This window comes from Lacticaseibacillus sp. 866-1 (assembly GCF_016861825.1).
Classification (GTDB): domain Bacteria; phylum Bacillota; class Bacilli; order Lactobacillales; family Lactobacillaceae; genus Lacticaseibacillus.
The window spans coordinates 130,546-150,826 of sequence record NZ_BOLU01000001.1 but is presented as its reverse complement, the minus strand read 5'-3'; the positions used below and the strand labels follow the sequence as shown (position 1 = coordinate 150,826).

23 protein-coding genes are annotated in these 20,281 nt (G+C 56.1%); 17 read left to right on the top strand and 6 right to left on the bottom strand.

Features of this window, described 5'->3' with window-relative positions; genetic code table 11:
* Positions 1-141: 141 nt before the first annotated feature.
* Positions 142-708: a GNAT family N-acetyltransferase gene (locus tag JUE30_RS00840; protein WP_203623264.1), complete on the top strand. Its 567-nt coding sequence runs from the start codon at positions 142-144 to the stop codon at positions 706-708.
* 165 nt (positions 709-873) lie between these two features.
* On the opposite strand, the gene JUE30_RS00835 is transcribed toward JUE30_RS00840, so the two are convergent.
* Complete coding sequence (locus JUE30_RS00835) at positions 874-1,389, bottom strand: LURP-one-related/scramblase family protein (protein ID WP_125758209.1); 516 nt, start codon at positions 1,387-1,389, stop codon at positions 874-876.
* Complete coding sequence (locus JUE30_RS00830; RefSeq protein WP_203623207.1) at positions 1,373-2,275, bottom strand: Cof-type HAD-IIB family hydrolase; 903 nt, start codon at positions 2,273-2,275, stop codon at positions 1,373-1,375. The genes JUE30_RS00835 and JUE30_RS00830 overlap by 17 nt, the downstream gene beginning before the upstream one ends.
* An 86-nt stretch (positions 2,276-2,361) precedes the next feature.
* On the opposite strand from JUE30_RS00830, the gene JUE30_RS00825 reads away from it, so the two are divergent.
* From JUE30_RS00825 to tsaE, 3 genes are all read left to right on the top strand, one after another.
* Positions 2,362-3,045, top strand: coding sequence for a uracil-DNA glycosylase (locus JUE30_RS00825; protein ID WP_125758205.1), 684 nt, complete (start codon positions 2,362-2,364; stop codon positions 3,043-3,045).
* 86 nt (positions 3,046-3,131) lie between these two features.
* Positions 3,132-4,109 (top strand): phosphate acetyltransferase, encoded by a 978-nt coding sequence (gene pta / locus JUE30_RS00820; RefSeq protein WP_203623206.1) that lies wholly within the window; start codon positions 3,132-3,134, stop codon positions 4,107-4,109.
* Between the two features lie 84 nt (positions 4,110-4,193).
* Positions 4,194-4,649, top strand: coding sequence for a tRNA (adenosine(37)-N6)-threonylcarbamoyltransferase complex ATPase subunit type 1 TsaE (gene tsaE, locus JUE30_RS00815; RefSeq protein ID WP_203623205.1), 456 nt, complete (start codon positions 4,194-4,196; stop codon positions 4,647-4,649).
* Positions 4,650-4,701: 52 nt separating this feature from the next.
* On the opposite strand, the gene JUE30_RS00810 is transcribed toward tsaE, so the two are convergent.
* A complete protein-coding gene (locus JUE30_RS00810; protein ID WP_203623204.1) occupies positions 4,702-5,238 on the bottom strand; it encodes a 3'-5' exonuclease in 537 nt (178 codons plus the stop codon).
* A gap of 1 nt (position 5,239) precedes the next feature.
* Positions 5,240-6,007 (bottom strand): exodeoxyribonuclease III, encoded by a 768-nt coding sequence (locus JUE30_RS00805; RefSeq protein WP_203623203.1) that lies wholly within the window; start codon positions 6,005-6,007, stop codon positions 5,240-5,242.
* 120 nt (positions 6,008-6,127) lie between these two features.
* Between JUE30_RS00805 and murB the strand changes: the two genes are divergently transcribed.
* The 10 genes from murB to JUE30_RS00755 all read left to right on the top strand — a co-directional run bounded on the left by murB (position 6,128) and on the right by JUE30_RS00755 (position 16,703).
* The gene (gene murB, locus JUE30_RS00800) at positions 6,128-7,024 is read left to right on the top strand and encodes a UDP-N-acetylmuramate dehydrogenase (RefSeq protein ID WP_203623202.1); all 897 of its coding nucleotides are present in this window, start codon (positions 6,128-6,130) and stop codon (positions 7,022-7,024) included.
* Positions 7,025-7,048: 24 nt separating this feature from the next.
* On the top strand, positions 7,049-9,154 hold the full coding sequence (locus JUE30_RS00795; protein WP_203623201.1) for a sodium:proton antiporter: 2,106 nt from the start codon (positions 7,049-7,051) through the stop codon (positions 9,152-9,154).
* A 128-nt stretch (positions 9,155-9,282) separates the two neighbouring features.
* The gene (locus tag JUE30_RS00790) at positions 9,283-10,146 is read left to right on the top strand and encodes a DUF3737 family protein (protein ID WP_203623200.1); all 864 of its coding nucleotides are present in this window, start codon (positions 9,283-9,285) and stop codon (positions 10,144-10,146) included.
* The gene (locus tag JUE30_RS00785) at positions 10,143-11,318 is read left to right on the top strand and encodes a MalY/PatB family protein (protein WP_203623199.1); all 1,176 of its coding nucleotides are present in this window, start codon (positions 10,143-10,145) and stop codon (positions 11,316-11,318) included. The genes JUE30_RS00790 and JUE30_RS00785 overlap by 4 nt, the downstream gene beginning before the upstream one ends.
* A gap of 11 nt (positions 11,319-11,329) precedes the next feature.
* Positions 11,330-12,145: an aldo/keto reductase gene (locus JUE30_RS00780; protein WP_203623198.1), complete on the top strand. Its 816-nt coding sequence runs from the start codon at positions 11,330-11,332 to the stop codon at positions 12,143-12,145.
* 207 nt (positions 12,146-12,352) lie between these two features.
* Positions 12,353-12,892 (top strand): helix-turn-helix domain-containing protein, encoded by a 540-nt coding sequence (locus tag JUE30_RS00775; RefSeq protein WP_203623197.1) that lies wholly within the window; start codon positions 12,353-12,355, stop codon positions 12,890-12,892.
* 12 nt (positions 12,893-12,904) lie between these two features.
* The gene (locus JUE30_RS00770; RefSeq protein WP_125756491.1) at positions 12,905-13,993 is read left to right on the top strand and encodes an ABC transporter ATP-binding protein; all 1,089 of its coding nucleotides are present in this window, start codon (positions 12,905-12,907) and stop codon (positions 13,991-13,993) included.
* Between the two features lie 10 nt (positions 13,994-14,003).
* A complete protein-coding gene (locus JUE30_RS00765; protein ID WP_203623196.1) occupies positions 14,004-14,822 on the top strand; it encodes an ABC transporter permease in 819 nt (272 codons plus the stop codon).
* Positions 14,819-15,646 (top strand): ABC transporter permease, encoded by an 828-nt coding sequence (locus JUE30_RS00760; protein ID WP_125756495.1) that lies wholly within the window; start codon positions 14,819-14,821, stop codon positions 15,644-15,646. Before JUE30_RS00765 ends, JUE30_RS00760 begins: the two co-directional genes overlap by 4 nt.
* Complete coding sequence (locus tag JUE30_RS00755; protein ID WP_203623195.1) at positions 15,630-16,703, top strand: ABC transporter substrate-binding protein; 1,074 nt, start codon at positions 15,630-15,632, stop codon at positions 16,701-16,703. The genes JUE30_RS00760 and JUE30_RS00755 overlap by 17 nt, the downstream gene beginning before the upstream one ends.
* Positions 16,704-16,803: 100 nt before the next feature.
* Here JUE30_RS00755 and JUE30_RS00750 read toward each other — a convergent pair whose 3' ends face one another.
* Positions 16,804-17,478, bottom strand: coding sequence for a hypothetical protein (locus JUE30_RS00750; protein ID WP_203623194.1), 675 nt, complete (start codon positions 17,476-17,478; stop codon positions 16,804-16,806).
* A 199-nt stretch (positions 17,479-17,677) separates the two neighbouring features.
* On the opposite strand from JUE30_RS00750, the gene JUE30_RS00745 reads away from it, so the two are divergent.
* Positions 17,678-18,133, top strand: a complete 456-nt coding sequence (locus JUE30_RS00745; protein WP_203623193.1) for a single-stranded DNA-binding protein — start codon at positions 17,678-17,680, stop codon at positions 18,131-18,133.
* 46 nt (positions 18,134-18,179) lie between these two features.
* Here the strand turns inward: JUE30_RS00745 and JUE30_RS00740 are convergent, their stop codons facing one another.
* The gene (locus JUE30_RS00740) at positions 18,180-18,356 is read right to left on the bottom strand and encodes a hypothetical protein (protein ID WP_203623192.1); all 177 of its coding nucleotides are present in this window, start codon (positions 18,354-18,356) and stop codon (positions 18,180-18,182) included.
* 179 nt (positions 18,357-18,535) lie between these two features.
* On the opposite strand from JUE30_RS00740, the gene JUE30_RS00735 reads away from it, so the two are divergent.
* Together JUE30_RS00735 and JUE30_RS00730 are read left to right on the top strand one after the other, a co-directional pair.
* Entirely contained in the window at positions 18,536-19,393 is an 858-nt protein-coding gene (locus JUE30_RS00735) for a patatin family protein (protein ID WP_203623191.1), read from the top strand.
* Between the two features lie 75 nt (positions 19,394-19,468).
* Positions 19,469-20,233: an epoxyqueuosine reductase QueH gene (locus JUE30_RS00730; RefSeq protein ID WP_203623190.1), complete on the top strand. Its 765-nt coding sequence runs from the start codon at positions 19,469-19,471 to the stop codon at positions 20,231-20,233.
* Positions 20,234-20,281 lie beyond the last annotated feature (48 nt).

Genomic DNA, 20,281 nt, shown 5'->3' with positions numbered 1-20,281 from the left:
TGTGTCAGACTTTTGAATGATAGTCACCTATCCTGACGGTTGGGGGCAATCGCAAAGTTTGCTATAATGGGCGGCGTGACTGATCGGCGGTCAAGGAGGGGATGTTGCGGCGACGCCGGTCGGAAAGAGGCAGCCGCAACGATCATGATTCGTCCAAGTAAACCCGAAGACGCGGCGCAAGTCGTGCCGCTGATTGATCTTGTCTTTGAAGAAATGGAAATTCCTGCGCTGATGCGGATGGCCAAACCGGCGCTATACAAGGTGTTTGAGCAGGCGTTTAAGCTGCCAAAATACCGCTATGGCTATCCGCAAACCACGGTCCACGTCGGCAGCCAAGGCGTTGATGGCATCCTGGTTGGGTACCCGCATGAGGCGGAGGCACACATCGATGACGCCTTTAAACCGCTGCTTCCAAGCGTTGGTCTGCCAATCGATCATGAGCTTTTTCCAGATGTCGAATCCGACCCTGGTGAGTGGTACATCGACACGCTGGCCGTTGCCGAAGCCGCCCAGCACCATGGTATCGGGACGGCTTTATTGAACGGCATTGTGACGCCTTTAAAAAAACAAGGCGTGACGCTGTTATCCCTGAATGTTGACCAGACTAACCCGCATGCCGAGCACTTATACCGCAAGTGCGGGTTCGAGAAGACGCGAGAGCTGTTGATTGGGTCCCATCGCTATAACCACATGACTAAAGCCATTTAAGCCAAAAGGCTGAGACATCAAGCGGTTTTAGCTCAAAGTACAAGCGCCTCTGTGCCACGATTCGTTTTTAGAATCGCGGTGCAGAGGCGCTTGGGCGTTGTTCATAGAACGCGACTGGGGGATGTGTCTTGCTTCTTTTTTAAACTAAAAATGTGTGGTCGGCGGTCAGGTTCCAGTCGTGTAGGCCAAATTGCCACGAGTCAGCGGGTTGGTCAGGTGCACGAAGCGCCACCGGTCGAGTACGGCCGCCACCAACAGTCCGGCGTGAACATTGCGGGGATCGAGAATGTCGATCTTGAAAGTGGTGGAAGTCGCCGCACCCACGGCCGCAATCGTGGTTACCGTTTTGACCCCGTGGTAGATGTGGTATTCATTGGCCAGCAGGTTGCCGAAAATCAGCCAGTTGAGGTCAGTGACAAACACAAACTCGTGCCAGACGCCCAGCATTTTTTTCACGCTGCCGGCTTTTTGACCGTTCAAGGTCAGGTCATAGCGCGGCGACATCCCCATGGTTTTCTGCCGGATCTCGCCCAATTCCTGGCCGGAAATCGTGTGCAGGTTAAAGGTATCGTTTGCCAGGCCATGCCGACCATTCAAAATGAAGGCGGGTTTTGACTGGTCGTCTTTGACCACGGTCACGCCTGACTCGTGCAGTGCTTGGGCATCAATATAATACAGCATTGCGTTCGCCGCCTTTTTCCTGTTGGTTCAGGGCGATGGCGTGGTGAATGGCCTGGGCGACCCCATCTTCAACGTTGGTTGCAGTGACGTGCCACGCCAGCTGTTTGATCTGGGGAACCGCGTTGGCCATGGCTACACCGTACTTGGCCATTCTGATCATCGATTCATCGTTGAGATTATCCCCGATGGCCATCACCGAATCCATGGTGATTTTCTTCAGCGCAGCGTAGGCGGCCAAAGCCGGGCCTTTTTGGGCATCTTTCGCATTGATTTCAAGGTTATTCTCGCCGCTTGACGTAATTGCCAATTCGCCCTGGGCCTCAAGTTGCTGTTTGAGCGGCGCAAGCGCGGCCTGGCCGCCGTCGGCAAACACCACGACCTTGAGAATCTCGGTGTCAGGGGTGACATACTCCCGGTAGTCGTCCACGTACTTGGTAAAGAGATACTGGATCCTTTTTTCCGCTTGGGCAGTCAGCTGGTCGTCGCTCAGCTCTGGATGATAGCGGCGCAGTGCGCGTTTCATGTCCGCCAGGCGGTGCGCGTAGGAATTGGAAACGACGCCGTCAGGAATCACCAGTTCGCAGTAAAACCCAGCGCGGTCGATCTCGTCGAGCACGGAGAACAGCAGGTCATGGGCCAGCGGAATGTGGACCTTGACCTGACCGGCCTCGTTGTACACTAAGGCGCCATTGATCGTGATAAAAGCAGGCTTGAGACCGTGACGTGAAAGCCGCGGCTGGGCCTGCGGCAAGTTGCGGCCAGTGGCCACGATGAATTCGATACCGGCTGCTTGGGCGTCACGAATGGCTTGGGCATTGGCTGGCGACACTTCGGAATCGGCGTTGAGCAGGGTGCCGTCCAAGTCGGATGCGATCAGTTTGATCATGACAAAACCTCCAATCATCGCAATTCTACCATAAAAGCGGATGCAAAGCGGGCGATGCTTGAGTACACTAGACGGGGAGGCTAGCAATGAAAACACTCATTCACAACGACTGGCAGACGGTGCTTGCCCCGGTGTTTGAAGGGCCGGAGTACGCGCGGTTGCACCAGTTTCTCAAGCAAGAGTATCAGACCCAGACAATTTACCCAGAGATGCACCACATCTTCCAGGCGTTTGAATGGACGCCGTTTGATCAAGTCAAGGTGGTCATACTCGGGCAGGACCCCTACCATGGGCCCAATCAGGCGGTGGGCGCCAGCTTTGCGGTTGCCCCGGGGGTCCCACTGCCGCCGTCTTTGCAGAATATTTATAAGGAGCTGCAGGATGATCTCGGGTACCCACCGGTGCGCCACGGCTACCTCAAAAGCTGGGCCACGCAAGGGGTGCTGCTGCTCAACGCGGTGCTGACCGTCCGGGCGGGCCAGGCTAATTCGCATCGGGGACAAGGCTGGGAAACGCTGACCGACGCGGCCATCGCGGCGTTGTCCGACCGCGGGGGCGTGGTGTTTATCCTGTGGGGCAGCTCAGCGCGGGCCAAGAAGCAGCTGATCGACCTCAGTAAAAACGCGGTGGTCGAGTCGCCGCACCCGAGCCCGTTGTCCGCTTACCGCGGTTTTTTTGGCAGCCGACCGTTTTCGCGCACCAATGCCCTGCTGACCAAAATGGGCGAAGCACCCATCAACTGGCAGCTGCCAGAGCTCCCGGCGCAGTAAATTTTCAGTGCGGTTTGCGCGAATCATTGCTATGATAGAGCATGAACATTGTATGCGCTAACAAAGCAATTAATGGAGGGATCATTTTGGACTTAATTCAGAGCTTGGAGCAGAAAGTCACTGGCAAAAACTACAGCATTGTTTTCCCTGAAGGCACTGACCCCCGCATTCTTGGTGCGGCGGTGCGGCTTGCTTCAGATGGGCTGATTCAGCCGATCGTCCTTGGTGAGCAAAGCGCAGTCGAGGCAGTGGCGAAGGACAAAGGCTTCAACTTGGCAAAGCTAACCATCCGCGATCCGCAAACCGATGCGCTGCTCCCAGAGATGGCAAAAGCCTTCTTTGAACGCCGCAACGGGAAGGCCACTGAAGAACAGGCCGAGGCCATGGTCAAGGACCCGAATTACTTTGGCACCATGCTGGTGTACATGGGCAAAGCAGACGGCATGGTTTCCGGTGCGGTTCATTCAACCGCTGATACCGTGCGCCCGGCGCTTCAGATCATCAAGACCCGGCCAGGGGTGTCGCGGACGTCAGGCGCGTTTATTATGCAGCGCGGGCGCGACGAGCGTTACCTGTTCGCGGACAACGCGATCAACATCGATCCTGACGCTCAGACCCTGGCAGAGATCGCCGTCGAGTCGGCGAAAACGGCCAAGTTATTCGATATTGATCCCAAAGTGGCGATGCTGAGCTTCTCCACCAAAGGCTCCGCCAAGGCGCCGCAGGTCGACAAAGTGGTTGAAGCCACGGCCTTGGCTCAGAAGTTGGCCCCAGATCTGGCGCTTGATGGCGAGCTTCAGTTTGACGCCGCGTTTGTGCCGACCGTCGCGAAGCTGAAGGCCCCGGAGTCCAAGGTGGCAGGCAATGCCAATGTCTTCATTTTCCCGGACCTGCAGTCCGGCAACATCGGCTACAAGATCGCCCAGCGGCTTGGCAACTTCGAAGCCATCGGCCCAATCCTGCAGGGCTTGAACAAACCGGTTTCCGATTTGTCCCGCGGCGCCAACGAGGAAGATGTTTACAAGGTCGCGCTGATCACGGCAGCCCAAAACCTGATCGACTGATTATGGTAAAATGGTCTCAGTTTGGACCGTCACAAAAGCGCCGGTGCAATTGCCCGGCGCTTTTGCGTTGAAGGAGGCACAGAGATGGAATTCAAGGACGAAACCGCGCTGCAGGCGTTTGCGGCGGCGGTGGCGCCGAAGCTTCAGGCCGGGGACATTCTGCTGTTGGACGGGGATCTGGGTGCCGGGAAAACCAGCTTCACCAAGGGCCTGGCCCGCGGGCTGGGGATCACCGATTACATTAAAAGTCCCACCTTTACGCTGATCCGCGAATACCCAGATGGCCGCCTGCCGCTCTATCACATGGACTTATACCGCCTTGAGGGCGGCGGGGCAGGCGACTTGGGCCTAGAAGAATACTTTGAAGGCGATGGTGTCTCGGTGGTCGAGTGGCCTGATTATCTTGGTGAAGCGATGCCTGATGCGTATCTGCTGATTCACTTTCTCAAGGATGAAGTTGACGATAACAAGCGCACGCTGACTTTTGAAGCGGTTGGCGCGCGGGCGCAGGCCCTGCTTGCGGCCCTGCCAACAAAATGAGCAAGGTCACTAAAACATCCCGCCAGGTCAAAGCCTGACGGGATGTTTTCGGTTATGCGGTCATTTTCAGCATGGGCGCGAGCGCTGCCTGACCAAAGCGCTGTTCCTGGGCGATCAGGATCCGGGCGCAGGCGTAGCTGTCCTGCAAAGCGTTGTGGTGGTGGGCCAGCGGGATGTGAAGCGCCGCGCTGACCGTATCCAAGCGATGGTTGGGCAAGTCGGGCATCAGTTTTTTTGACGTGCGAGCGGTGTCGATCACTTGGTACTGAGGCACCGCGAGGTCGTAGCGCTCAAGTGTCCGCCGCAGAACGGAAACATCAAACGGCGAGTTGTGTGCCGTCACCAGCTGATCGGCGGTGAAAAAGCTTTGGATGTGCGGCCAGACCGCTGGAAAGGTGGGCTGGCCTTTGACTTGGGCGGCGGTGATGCCGTGAATGCGGACGTTTTGCGGCTCAAAGGGGCCTTCCGGATCGATCAGCGTGTAGAAGGAGTCGACCACCCGATCGTTGCGCACCACGACAAGCGCGAGCGAGCAGGCACTGGCCCGCTGGCGGTTCGCGGTTTCAAAATCCATCGCAATAAAATCCATTTTAGTCTCCTATTAGGTCTGTGGTTTGCAGCTCAACCGGGCAGTGGTCCGAGCCCATGATTTCGTTGTGAATCTTGGCGTCCTTCATGAACGGGACGAACCCGTCGCTGCCCACGAAATAATCAATGCGCCAGCCGGCGTTGCGCGAACGGGCATTGAACCGGTAGCTCCACCATGAGTAGGCCTCGGTTTGGTCGGGGTAGAAGTGGCGGAACGAGTCCGTGAACCCGGCGGCCAGCTGCGTGGTGAAGTCCGCACGCTCCTCATCGGTGAACCCTGCATTGTGGTGATTGGAAGTGGGGTTTTTGAGGTCGATTTCATGATGCGCGACGTTGAGGTCGCCGCAGTAGACCAGCGGTTTTTTTTCGGCCAAGGTCTGGGTGTAGGTCAGAAAAGCCTTATCCCAGGCCTGCCGGTAGGCGAGCCGCTTCAGCTCACTGCCGGAGTTGGGCGTGTACACCGTGATCAGGTAGAATTGCGGGTATTCCAGCGTGATGACGCGGCCTTCATCGTCGAATTCGGGCACACCGATTTCGTAAGTCACGTGAATTGGTTCATGCCTGGTAAAAATGGCGGTGCCAGAATAGCCTTTGCGCTCGGCGTAGTTAAAGTACTGGTGATAACCTGGCAGCTCGAGCGTCGCCTGACCCGCCTGCATTTTGGTTTCCTGGATGCAGAACCAGTCTGCGTCCAGCGAGTTAAAGGTCGTCATAAAATCATGCTTTAAGACGGCCCGCAAGCCGTTGACGTTCCATGAGATCATTTTCATCGTGTGCTGCCTCCGTTCGTATTGCCTCCAGTATATAAGAAAAACCAGCTCGCCTCAAACCGCTGGCGAACCGGCATCTATGTTAAAATTAGACCGTAATTTAATCTTGGGAGGCAGATCATGACTGCAGCCGTAATCGATGGCATCACGATTTTAAAAAATGAACCACTCAGTAAATATACGTTTACCCGCACCGGGGGCCCGGCAGACCAGTTGGCCTTCCCGCGCACGGTTGAGGAAGTGGCAGCGCTGGTGCAGTACGCCGATGACCAAGGCCTGCCGATCACAGTGATCGGTAACGCCTCAAACCTGATCGTGCGTGACGGCGGCATCCGTGGGCTGACCCTGATCCTCACGCAGATGGATCAGATCACGGTTTCCGGCGATCAGGTGACTGCCCAAGCCGGTGCGCGGTTAATCGACACGACTGAGGCGGCGTATCGCGCGGGGCTTTCGGATTTCGAATTTGCATGCGGGATCCCTGGCAGCATCGGCGGTGCCGTTTACATGAACGCCGGCGCCTATGGTGGGGAGATCAAGGATATTCTGACGGCGGCCACCGTGTTGACCAAGGCTGGCGAATTGAAGCATTATGACAACGCGGCCATGGCGTTCAGCTACCGGCACAGCCTGGTGCAGGACACTGGGGACGTGGTGCTGGAGGCCACTTTTCAGATGACGCCTGCGCCCAAGCCCGACATTCGTGCGCGCATGGATAAGTTGAACGCGCGCCGCGCCAGCAAGCAGCCGCTGGAGTACCCGTCTTGCGGCTCAGTGTTTAAGCGGCCGGTCGGGCACTACGTGGGGCCGATGATTCAGCAGGCGGGTTTGCAGGGCCATAAGATCGGCGGCGCGCAGATCTCGATGAAGCACGCCGGGTTCATTGTGAACATTAACCACGCGACGGCGACCGACTACATGGCGATGATCCGCTACGTGCAAAAGAATGTGTTGGCAAAATTCGGCGTTCAGCTGGAGCCTGAGGTCCGTATCATGGGGACTGAACAGACATTATAAAACGACACGAAGGAGGTGAGCAGCATGCAGTTGGTCGAAGCGGTCTTGTTGCTCATTTCGTTGGTGATTCTCTCAAATGTGATCAGTCATTACCTGGTGGCCGTGCCGGTTTCGCTCATTCAGGCAGCATTGGGCCTGGGTGCAGCACTATTTTTTAAGCTCAGTCTCGACATGCAGACCGACTGGTTCATGCTGTTGTTCACAGCGCCGCTGCTGTACAACGATGGGCGGCGATTTCCCAAACGGGAGCTGTGGCAGCTGCGCGGGGCCATTGTCGGTAACGCCATTTTTCTGGTCTTTGTGATCACCTTTCTCGGCGGCTTTTTCCTGCACTGGCTTGTGCCGGCCATGCCGCTGGCGGCTAGTTTCGCGCTGGCGGCGATCATGGCGCCCACGGATCCGGTGGCGGTGCAGTCGCTAGCCAGCCGGGTCCACTTACCGGCGGGACTGATGCACCTGATCGCGGGCGAAAGTCTGATCAATGACGCCAGTGGGCTGATTGGCTTCAAGTATGGCATCGCGGCGGTTATGACTGGTGCCTTCATTTGGACTCAGGCCATCGGCGACTTCCTCTATATCGCACTGGTGGGGGCGCTGGCCGGGGCGCTGCTCATGGGCATCATCAACTTAGTGCGGTTGTGGCTGCTTCAGCAGGGCATCAACGATACCATCCTGCATGCGGTGCTCCAGCTGATCACGCCGTTTTTGATTTACCTGTTGGTCGATGAAGTCATCGGGGCCTCTGGTGTGATTGCCGTGGTGGTGGTTGGGCTGTTGACGAACGCCTCGGGCAACCGGTTTGTTTCCGCCTTGCCCGAGTTGCGCATAGTGACGGAGAAAACCTGGGACATTGTGGTGTATGTCCTAAACGGCCTGATTTTCATTTTGCTGGGGTTGGAATTGCCAGTCGCGATGCACGCGACGATTGAAAGTCGGGCGGTTTCGACCTGGCAGGCGCTGCTGGATATGGTGCTGGTCTATCTGGTCATGCTGGCCATTCGGGTTCTCTGGACCTATGGCTACATGTGGGTGAGTGCCTGGCACAAGCCGACCGCTGCTCATCCCAGCGCGTATTTGGCGCTGTTAAATGGAATCTCGGGGGTGCGCGGGGCGATTTCTCTGGTCGGGGTGCTGGCCGTTCCGGTGATGCTGCCCAGTGGTGCACCGTTTCCGGAGCGTTCCTTGATGCTCTTCATTGCGGCCGGGTACATTGTCTTGTCGATGATCGTGGCGACTGTGGGCCTGCCTTTGATGACTAACAACCGGGCGCCGCTGAAGCTGCGCGGCTCGGCAACCGAAGATGGCGACCCTGCAGCGGCCGTCGCGCCGCATGATGTGCGGCTACTAACCCACGCTCAGGCTCAGCGGGTCTTGTACCAAACGGCGGTGCGGAAGCTGGAAAGTGAGCGGCGAGAACAGAATCAAAAACCGGCGCTTGATTTGATTGATGAGTACCAACACTTGCTGCGCCGGCTTGACCTTCAGGAGGACGACAGTGATGATTTGCCGCCGTTTGTCCAGGATGAGATCGATCTGCGCGCAGTCGGCGTGGCCGGGGAGCTGGCCGCGCTTGAAACCTTGTATGAGGCGGACAAAGTGAGTGACCGCCTGTATCAAAAGACTAAACGCCGCCTGCACACGCGGGCGCGCTCCCTGGCCGCGATGGCGCAAAACCACGGCCACCTGAACCTGACGGACTTTTTGGATCGGGCTAAGGCGGCAGTGCCGCACTGGTGGCATAAGGTGGCGGCAGACCGGCTGGGGCAACCAGTGAATGAGGAGCGGTTGTTGGTCGAAAAAGAAATTGCCAAGGGTGGGCTGAAGACGCTCAGCAATTACTTGAAGGAACCCGAGCACCGCGCCCGGCAGTTTAACCGGCAGGTGATTTACGCCCTGATTGTTCAGTACCGCAATCGCATCGCGACCGCTAAAGCCAAGGCCAAAGGGACCCACAAGTCCCTGCAGTACGAGGATGAGATGAACCGGCTGCGGACGCTGGCGCTTGCGGCGGAGCGCGCGGCGATTCACGACTTGCTGGAGCAGGGTTACATCAATGTCGCCATGGCGCAGCACCTGTCTCAAACCGTGAACTACACGGAGAATGCCGCAAACTTGGCGGCCGCCGAGTAGCATCCCGTTGGGTCAATAAATGATAGAATGGACAAGTAAGCGGGTTCCCGCGTGACTTGTTCGTTTTGCAGGGAGCCTCTGGCTGCCTGCTTTTTGTTCTCAAGCGGCCGCCAGTGAGGGAGGACATAATGGAAACCATTCAGGATCAATTCTTTGATGGCGAGCGGCCGTTGTTTGGCAAGCACGACGCGCGCATCATCCGCACGACCTTTGGCGAAGGCGAGTCACCGCTGAAGGAAAGCCGCGACATCACGCTGCGGGATAGCACCTTCACGTGGAAGTATCCGCTTTGGTACAGCAAGCACGTCGATGTGATCAATACCATTTTTGAGACGATGAGTCGCAGCGGCATCTGGTACACTGACGATATTTCGCTGCGCAATTGCAGTTTTCAGGCGCCGAAGCTGTTTCGGCGCGCGCATCACATTACCCTGCAAAACGATTTCTTCGCTGATGCCCAGGAGACGCTTTGGTCCTGCTCGGACATCGCAATCGAAAATGTGAACGTGACCGGCGATTATTTTGCCAAAGACAGTGAGAACATCTACGTTGATCACCTGAACTTGGTGGGTAATTACGCCTTCGACGGCTGCAAGTACGTCGAGGTGCACAACTCCACTTTTGTCACTAAGGATGCGTTCTGGAACTGCGATCATGTGGTGATTTTTGATTCCGTGATTTCCGGCGAGTACCTGGCCTGGAACACGAAGCACCTGACCCTGATCAATTGCACGATCGCCAGCGACCAGGGCCTCTGCTACAGCGATGACCTGACGCTCAAAAACTGTCGGATGATGGAAACCGACCTGGCCTTTGAGTACTGCACCAACATCGATGCCGAGGTGACGACGCCGATTCGCAGCGTGAAGAATCCAATCTCCGGCAAGATCCGGGCCAAGGCAATTGGTACCCTGATTTTGGATCCGACCAAGATCGACCCGGCCAAAACCGAGATCAGCACTGACAATCAGCCAAAGGTGGTGCAAGCATGAGCGAGTTTGACCAGCTGATCGATCGCACTGGGACCGACTCGATCAAGTGGGCGGTAAAACCCGGTGAGCTGCCGATGTGGATCGCTGACATGGACTTCAAGACCGCACCGGCCATTATTGCCGCAATGCAGCAGAAAGTGCAGTTTGGCGTGTTCGGGTACGAGGAGCCGCCCGCGGCGTATTTCACCGCCGTGGCCGACTGGTATGAAAGTCAGCACGGCGCGCGGCCTGACCCGGCTTGGATGCTGTATTGCACCGGCGTGATCCCAGCGGTGTCCTCAGTGGTGCGGCGAGTTTCGCATCCCGGGGACAACGTGGTGGTCCAGGCGCCGGTGTACAACATGTTCTACCACTCGATTGAAAACAATGGGCGCCACACGCTGTCGTCGGATCTGGTGTACGACCAGGCCGCCGGCACCTACCACATCGATTTTGAAGACTTAGAGCAAAAGCTCGCCGATCCGCTCAGTACCCTGATGATTCTGTGCAACCCGCACAACCCGGTCGGCAAAGCCTGGTCAAAGGCGACGTTGACGCGGATCGCGGAGCTTTGCTTGAAGCACCACGTGGTCTTGCTTTCAGACGAGATCCACGGGGACCTCGTCTTCGGCGCCCCCGCTTACACGCCGGTGTTTGCCCTGCCAGAGCGGCTGCGCAACAACGCGGTGATTTGTGTGTCACCGTCTAAGACGTTTAATGTGGCGGCACTGCATGCGGCGACCGTGATCGTGCCGGGAAAGGCGCTGCGCGAGTCGGTCACTCGGGCCCTCAATAACGATGAGCTGGCCGAGCCTAACCTACTGTCGCTGCCGGCCAGCATCGCGGCCTACACCCAAGGCGCGGCTTGGCTGGCGGATTTGAAGGCGACACTGCTGGCCAACCGGCGGCAGGTCCAAGACGTTCTGCAGTCGTCGCTGCCTGCCGTGAAACCGGCGTTTGAGAATGCGACGTATCTGCTGTGGCTCGACATCTCGGCGCTGCACGCGGACAGTGAGACCTTCTGCCAATTCCTGCGTGAGCAAACCGGGTTGATTCTCTCGGCCGGCAGCGAGTACCGCGGCAATGGCGCGCAGTTCATTCGCATGAACATCGCCTGTCCCAAGGCGCAGCTCACCGATGGACTGCAACGCCTGGCCAAGGGTGTGCATTTATTTGAGGAACAAAATCTATAGGAGGCATTACAATGGCATCTTCGATTTTGACAGAAACCTATGAGTTGGCAAATGGCGTTAAGATTCCCAAAGTTGGCTTTGGCACGTGGCAGATTCCCCAGGCCGAGGCCCAAGAGGCAGTCTATAACGCATTGTCGCTTGGCTATCGCCACATCGACACGGCGCTGGCCTATCACAACGAGGAAGGCGTTGGGGCGGCCATCAGCTACTCCGGCATTCCCCGCGATCAGATCTTTGTGACCACCAAGCTGCCGGCTGAGACCAAGACTTACGAGGGCGCCAAGCAGGATTTTGAGACTTCACTCAAGAACCTGGGCCTTGATTACGTTGACTTGTACCTGATCCACGCACCGTGGCCATGGGCCAAGCGTGGGAACTACGACAAGGAAAACAAGGACGTCTGGAAGGCCATGGAAGAGATTTATCAAAGCGGCCAAGCCAAGGCTATTGGGATCTCAAACTTCGGCGTCCCAGAGATGAAAAATATCTTTGACGGGGCCACCGTCAAGCCGATGGTCAACCAGATTCAGTACCATGTTGGCTACACTGAAAACCCCATCACCAAGTTTGCCAAAGACAACGGTTTGCTGGTCGAGGCCTACTCGCCACTTGCCACCGGCCGCCTGCTGCAAGACCCTGATCTGACGGCCATTGCTGAGCAGTACAACGTCTCGATTGCGCAGCTGGCCATTAAGTTCTGCCTGCAAAATGGGGTTTTGCCGCTGCCTAAGGCGACACACCGGTTCCACGCTGAAAGCAACGCCCAGTTGGACTTCACCATTAGCGATAAGGATATGGACAAGCTCAACCGGCTGGAAGAAGAATAATAAAGGGTTGATCTGTTTTACGCCGTTGCCTTTGGGTGACGGCTTTTTTTGGCGCGAACGAAAATGCGTACCACTCATCTGCTTGTTAACGAACTGTAATGAAAACGTGGGGCTTTTTTCTTGAATTCGGCTCCTGACCCGGTATAATAGGCAAAGCGTACTAAACTTATGGTTTAGTTGGACAAAACCGACGCTGGGGGTGGCCGAATGGACATAGGACAGAAAATCCGTGATTTGAGGATCCAGAAAAACCTGACTCAAGAGGAGTTGGGGGAACGCACCGATTTGACGAAGGGCTACATCTCACAGCTGGAACACGACCAGTCCTCACCGTCGATGGAGACGTTCTTTGATATTTTGAATGTGCTGGGCCAGACGCCGGCGCAGTTTTTCACCGAGGATCAAAACCAGCAGCTAGTTTACGCCGTGGCGGATCAAACCGAATACGTGGATGAAGAACGCGGCTATCAGCTGCGCTGGCTGGTGCCGGAATCCAACGAGAATGAAATGGAGCCGGTTCACATCACCTTCGAGGCTGGCGGTGAATTTAAGACTTTCGAACCGTCACCGGCGGAGACCTTCATCTATGTCGTGTCAGGGCGCGTGAAGCTGGAGCTCGGCAGTGCCACCTACCTGGCCAAGCGTGGGGAGGCGATTTATTTTCACGCGACGCAGCAGCATCGCATTGTGAATGCCGCCCGCGGTAAAAGTGTGATTTTGCTGGTGGCAACGGCGTCTTACTTATAGGGGGAGTGAAAATTGAGCAAAACGATCATCGAATTGAAGCATGTCAGCAAGGTTTATGGGGACACGACCGTACTAAAGGACATCAACATTGAAATCGAGCAGGGCAAGTTTTACACGCTGCTTGGCCCCAGCGGCTCTGGCAAGACGACAATTTTGCGCGCCATTGCGGGCTTTCTTGACCCGACCTCTGGCGACGTGCTCTTTGACGGCAAGCGCATCAACGACATTCCCGCCAATGAGCGCAAGGTCAACACTGTCTTCCAGGACTACGCGTTGTTTCCGCACCTGAACGTTTTTGAAAATGTTGCGTTCGGGCTGCGCATTCAAAAGCACACGAAGGGTGAAATCAAAACCCGAGTGGAGGATGCGCTGAAGATGGTGCGCCTGGAGGGCCTGGCCGACCGTGAAATCGCTGAGCTTTCAGGCGGGCAGCAGCAGCGCGTTGCCATCGCGCGGGCAATTGTGCTGGAGCCTGAGGTGCTGCTCTTGGACGAGCCGCTGTCGGCCCTTGACGCTAAGCTGCGCAAGGACATGCAGTACGAACTGCGCGAACTGCAGCAGCGCCTCGGCATTACCTTCCTGTTTGTCACCCATGATCAGGAAGAGGCGCTGGCCCTGTCCGACGAGATTTTTGTGATGAACGATGGTGAGGTCCAGCAATCCGGTACGCCGGTCGATATCTATGATGAGCCGGTCAACCATTTCGTCGCGGATTTCATCGGCGAATCAAACATTGTGTCAGGCCACATGGTCCAGGATTACCTGGTCGAGTTTAACGGCAAGCAGTTCGAGTGTGCCGATGCGGGGATGCGGGCGAATGAATCGGTTGAGGTCGTGCTGCGGCCTGAGGATCTGGACATCACTGCGGTTGGCGCTGGCAAGGTGACCGTTGACGTCGACACCCAGCTGTTCCGCGGCGACTATTACGAAATTGTGGCTTACGACGACGCGAAGAACGAATGGCTGATTCACTCGACGAACCCGGCCAAGGATGGCGATCGTGTCGATTTGACTTTTGATCCGGAAGACATCCATGTCATGCGGCTGAACGAATCCGAAGAGGACTTTGACGCGCGGCTGGAAAGCTACGAAGGCGAATAGGAGGCCGGCGATGAAAAAATCAACGCAAAACCTGGCCTTTTACGTGCCGTACATCCTCTGGATCGTCCTGTTCGTGATTGCGCCGATGGTGCTGATCGTCTACCAATCCTTCTTCAACATTGAAGGTCAGTTCACCCTGAGCAATTACGCCACCTATTTTCAGTCCGGGACATACATCATGATGACCATCAACTCGGTCTGGTACGCTTTTTTGATCACGGCCGTGACGCTTTTGATCTCGTACCCGGCGGCGTACCTGTTGCATTACGCCAAGCACAAGGAACTGTGGCTGCTGCTGATCATCTTGCCGACCTGGATCAATCTGCTGCTGAAGGCCTACGCCTTTATCGGCATCTTCAGTCAGGACGGCGGGATCAACACGTTCCTGCGGATGATGGGGCTGGGGCCGCACCAGTTCCTGTTCACCGACTTTTCGTTCATTTTCGTGGCCAGCTACATCGAGATTCCGTTTATGATCCTGCCGATTTTCAACGGCATTGAGGAGCTCAACGAGGGGCTGGTCAATGCCAGCCGCGACCTTGGTGCCAAGTGGTGGCAGTCGTTTACCCGCGTGATTTTGCCTTTGACCATGAGCGGGGTCAAGGCTGGTGTGCAGGCGGTGTTCATTCCCAGCTTGAGCCTCTTCATGCTGACACGTCTGATTGGCGGCAACCGGGTCATCACCTTGGGGACGGCAATCGAGGAGCACTTCCTGACGACGATGAATTGGGGGATGGGCTCAACCATCGGCGTTGTGCTCATTGTCGCCATGGTCATCATCATGTTCCTGACCGGTGAGCGGAAGAAGAAGGGAGGACGGCAAGCATGAAAAAGTGGAAATGGTCGAATCTCTACCTGATTTTTGTGTTTATCATGTTGTACGTGCCCATCGCTTACCTGATCATCTACAGCTTCTCCAAAGGGGACACCATGAGCAACTTCCGCGGTTTCACTTGGGCGCATTACAGCGAGCTGTTCGCGGATACCCGCATGATTCAGATCGTGGTCGATACCCTGATGCTGGCGCTGCTGTCCAGCTTGATCGCGACCATCGTGGGAACGCTGGGGGCGCTGGCCATTAGCCGCACCACCAAGCCTGTGTTGAAAAATTCAATCCTGTCTTTGAACAACATCCTGATGGTGTCTCCTGATGTCATTATCGGTGCCAGTTTTCTGATTTTCTTCACGGCGCTTCACGTGCCGCTCGGGTTCTTGTCCGTGCTGCTGAGTCACATCGCGTTTTCAATTCCGATCGTGGTGCTGATGGTGCTGCCGCGGCTGTCTGAAATGAGCCCCTCACTGCTGGACGCGGCGCGGGATCTGGGCTCGACAAACACGCAGACGCTGACGCGGGTCATCATGCCGTTCATCACGCCGGGGATCCTGTCTGGGTTCTTCATGGCCTTCACCTACTCCCTGGACGATTTTGCCGTGACCTTCTTTGTCACCGGCAACGGGTTTGAGACCCTGTCTGTCGAGATATACGCCCGCGCGCGGCAGGGGATCAGCCTGGAGATCAACGCACTGTCCGGCGTGATGTTTATTTTCTCGCTGGTGCTGGTGGTCGGGTACTACTTCATCCAGCGCGGCAGTGCGTCCCACAAGGCCAAGTTGAAAGCAAAGGGGGCGGCGCTCAATGAAACGACTCATTAGTATGGCCGCGGTCATTTTGGCCGCCGTCATCGGGCTTGCCGTCTGGAGCAACTCCCTGCAAAAAGCGCAGGGGGCGACCGGCGACAACACGCTGAATCTGGCCAACTGGGGGGATTACATCGACCCTGCGCTGGTCAAAAAGTTTGAAAAAGAGTCCGGTTACCATGTCAACCTGGAGACTTTTGATTCCAACGAAGCCATGTACACCAAAATTCAGCAGGGCGGGACGTCCTATGATCTGACCGTCCCTTCTGAATACATGGTCGAAAAAATGGCCCGGGCGAAGATGCTGGTGCCGCTGGATAAAAGCAAGCTACACGGGCTGAACAATTACGGCTCGCTGTACATGAATCGCTCGTTTGATCCCGGCAACAAGTACTCACTGCCCTATTTCTGGGGCACGCTGGGGATCATCTACAATGACAAATACGTTTCTGCCGATGAGGTCCAGCATTGGAATGACCTGTGGTCCCCGAAATTTAAGGACAACATCATGCTGATCGATTCAGCGCGTGACATTATGGGCTTTTCGCTGCGGTCGATGGGCAAGTCGATGAACACTACCGACCCCAACACGCTGGCTTTGGCCAAGGCCAAGCTGGATCAAATGTCACCGAATGTGAAGGCCGTGGTCGCCGATGAAATTAAGATGTACATGGCGGCCGATGAATCCGAGCTGGCGGTCGACTGGTCCGGTGAGGCGGCGGATATGATGGCCAACAACTCGCACCTTCACTACATCGTGCCGAGTGAAGGGTCTAACCTCTGGTTTGATAACTTGGTGATTCCTAAGACGGCCAAGCATTACAAGGCAATTTACGCCTTCCTCAACTTCATCACCGACCCGAAGAACGCGGCCCAAAATGCCGAGTACGTCGGTTATTCGACCCCGAATACCGCGGCCTTGAGGCTGCTGCCAAAGTCAGTGCGCAACGACAAGCAGTTCTACCCGGACCCGACCGTGATCAAACGGTCTGAAGTATACAAGGACCTGGATTCTAAGACGGTTGGTCTCTACAACGATTTGTACTTGGAATTTAAGATGTACCGAAAATAGGCGAACAGACTAACAAAACACGAGCAGGAAATCGCATCAAAGCGAACTTCCGGCTCGTGTTTTGTTGTTGTTGGCGGTTGAGAAGTAGCTTACGATTTGCTCACTTAGCGACCTCAAACTGCTTATAATCCGCTGTCTGAGAGTGGGCCACGATGGTTTTATCCCCGTACAGTGCCACGTAAATGCCGCGGTCGCGAATGTGATTGGTGAGGCGCTTTTGCTTAGCCAGTGCGGCCAAGGCCATTTCTTGCGCGTGACCAGCGAGTTCTTTGCGCGATTCTGCGACGAGGGCGGAAACTTTGAAGTTATCCGCCTGGGCAACGATCTCTTGCTCACGGGTCAGAGTCACGCTTTTCAGATACAAGGACCAGTCGTACGAGTGGTCCGGTGTGCCGGTTTGAACCGCGTGACCGCTGGCGTCGAGCGTGCCTCGTGATTGACCCTGGAACAACTTCAACTGTTCGGCGAGGGTCATGTTCACCGCAGCCAGAGTCTTCGCATCCGTGGGTAGGCCGGCTGTGCGGTGGCGCGCCGGATGAGTGCTGGTTGTTTGCTCAGTGTTCTTTGAGGAAGAGGCGCTTTGCTTGGGGTCAGCTCGGCGGTTTGCAAATTGACCCGGCAAGTTGGGCATAATGAGGCCAATCGCGACTAGAAACAACCCAGCCGCTACAGTGAATCGAGAGAGCCACCGGCCCCGGCGCGCAAGAAAAAAGCCAATCGAGACCAAAATGATGATCAGGCCGCTCACGATAAGCGGCAGTCTAATGGCTGACATGGTTTTTCCCCCTTTTCCAGCGCTCAAACGGCACTGGTATCAGTGGTTAATGGCATGCCTTATATTAGCACGTGCTCAATTGATCTGGAAGCTTTTACTCATTCGTCGTTGAAAATTCGGGCAGGCGGTCGTTTTTTGCGGAATGTATGCACAGACCAACGAAAGCGGGTTGGCCATTAACAGAACGGAGGAATGAATCATGCTTAATCACGTGTCTTTGACCGGTCACTTGGTGCGAGAAGTTGAGCTGAAGAAAACTTCCAGTGGCCTGACTTTTGGCTTGTTTACGCTGGCAGTCGCCCGCGGCACAAGAGATGAACAAGGCAATCGGGCCGCCGATTTTATTCGCGCCATCGCCTGGGACAAACGGGCGGAACTCATGGCCAACTATCTGCATAAGGGTGCCTTGCTGGGCATTGAGGGCCGACTGCAGTCCTTCTCGCACGAAAGCAGGGAGGGGCAGCGCCGAACGGAATTGGAAGTGGTCGTCCAAAACCTGATTTTTCTTGAATCTCGCAAGGTCTACGAATTTAGGCAGAGTCAAAAGGCCCAGGCGTCCGGTGCAAGCACCGGGGCCGTGAGCTTCACGCAAGCCGATCCGTTTGATCCAGCCAAACCCGACGTCACAGTTCCGCAGGAGGATCTGCCTTTTTAAAGTGGGACAAGAAAAGCGCCTTTAACAGGCGCTTTTCTGGCGAAAATTACTTCTGATTGTGCAGTGCGGCGTTTTTTCGTTGAACGCCTTTGAGCGCGGTATCGTACAGTAAGGCGACGTCCTCCGGCGATTTATCGCGCAGGTCTTGCTGGCGGAGCCACTCCAATGCAATTGCCTCATCGCGGCAGGTGGGGAAAAACTGGGTCGGGTGTTCTAATGGCATACTCTCATCTCCTGAGGACATTATGCCACAAGCGTCGGTAAAGCGCCCAGGATTAATCGTCTTGCGGGTGTCAGCTGGCTTGTGCAATCCTGGTTTCTCCCTTATACTGAACGCCAAACCGAGTTTAGTGGAGGACGGCGCCGCATCATTAGGTAGGGCGCAGTAAAGGAGACGGTCGCATGTACAAAGCAGCATTGGTTCTTGAAGGCGGGGCGCTGCGGGGGCAGTATACAGCCGGGGTGCTTGACACCTTTTTGACGCATGAGATTCGTTTTGAGCTGGTGGTCGGGGTCTCGGCCGGCGCACTGTGTGGGACGAACTACCTGTCCGAGCAGATTGGCCGGACCAACGCGATCAACACCAAGTATCGCACCGACAAAAACTACATCTCGGTCAGCCGAGCCTTGCACCGCCAGGACATCATCAATCTGGATTACCTTTTTGCTGAGCACGGTGGGGAGTGGGAGGACTTCGACGACCGGACTTACCGCACTTCCCCCAGCGAGTTTGTCGTGGTGGCGACGTCGATCGAGCAGGGCCACGCCGTGTACTTCCGTCATCCGCAAGGGCGAGACATGGTGGCGGATCTCAAAGCCAGCGCCGCAATGCCGTTCATTTCGGCCGCGGCCTTTACCAGCGCTGGTCCGTGTCTAGACGGCGGCATTGCGGATTCGATCCCGTTTGAGTACGCGCAGCAGCGCGGCTACGACAAGGTCGTGGTGATTCGGACCCGGGAGCGTGCCTATCGCAAGTCGCCAACCAGTGCGGTCCTGCGGCGGGCGTATCACCGCAGCTTTGCGGCGCACCCAACGTTTGTGCAAACCGCGATCGGCCGCCCGGAGATGTACAATCGGCAAGCTGAGGCCTTGGAAGCTCAGGAGAAAACCGGGCAAGTATTTGTGATTGCCCCCAAGCAGCCGGTGACAGTGGGTCGGTTGGAGCACGATGTCAACAAGCTGGCCGCGCTTTATCAAACTGGTGTGAGTGAGGCGGCTGCCGCCTTGCCAGCCATGCGGGACTACTTAGAGCTTGCCTGATGGGCGGTTTGAGATGACCGCTTGTGCTAGTCGCACCGCTTTTATATACTGAAGAAAAGCCAAGGAGGGGTGCGCATGCTGGAATACGATGAGATCGCCAGCCAGTTTGAGAAAGACCAGAAAATCAACTTTGACAAAATTCTTCAGCAAGTGATTGCAGGCTGGCAGCAGCATAATCGCCGGCCGCGGCTGTTGATGCATTCGTGCTGCGCCCCTTGCTCGACATACACGTTGGAATACTTGACCCAGTATGCAGACGTCACCATCTACTATTACAATCCCAACATTCATCCACGGATGGAGTACGAACGCCGCAAACTGGTGCAGGAGCAGTTTATCGCGGACTTTAACCAGCGGACGGGCAACGCCGTGAATTTCATCAGCGCAGATTATCGGCCCAGCGACTGGCTGGCCCACACCAAAGCACTGAAGGATGAACCGGAAGGCGGCGCCCGCTGCAAAGTTTGCTACAATTTCCGGCTTAATGCCGTGGCGCAAAAGGCCCAGGAGCTTGATTTCGACTATTTTGGCAGTACCTTAACCATCAGTCCAAGCAAGAACGCGCAGTGGATCAATGAGGGCGGCCTTGAGATCCAGCACATTTACAATGTGGCTTATCTGCCCAGTGATTTTAAAAAGCGCGGTGGGTATGCTCGGTCGGTTCAGATGTGTCGAGAGTACAACGTCTATCGTCAGTGCTACTGTGGCTGCTTGTTCGCCGCAAAAGCGCAGGGCGTTGACCTCAAGGCGGTCAACCGCGACGCTACCGCCTACGTGGCTCAGCATGAGAATGATGATTTTGCGCAAATTCAATTTCGGCTTCACCGCCAAGCTGAGTAGCTCGCACTTGTTGCGGGCTTTTTGATTGCGGTCAGTTGTTTTTGACGA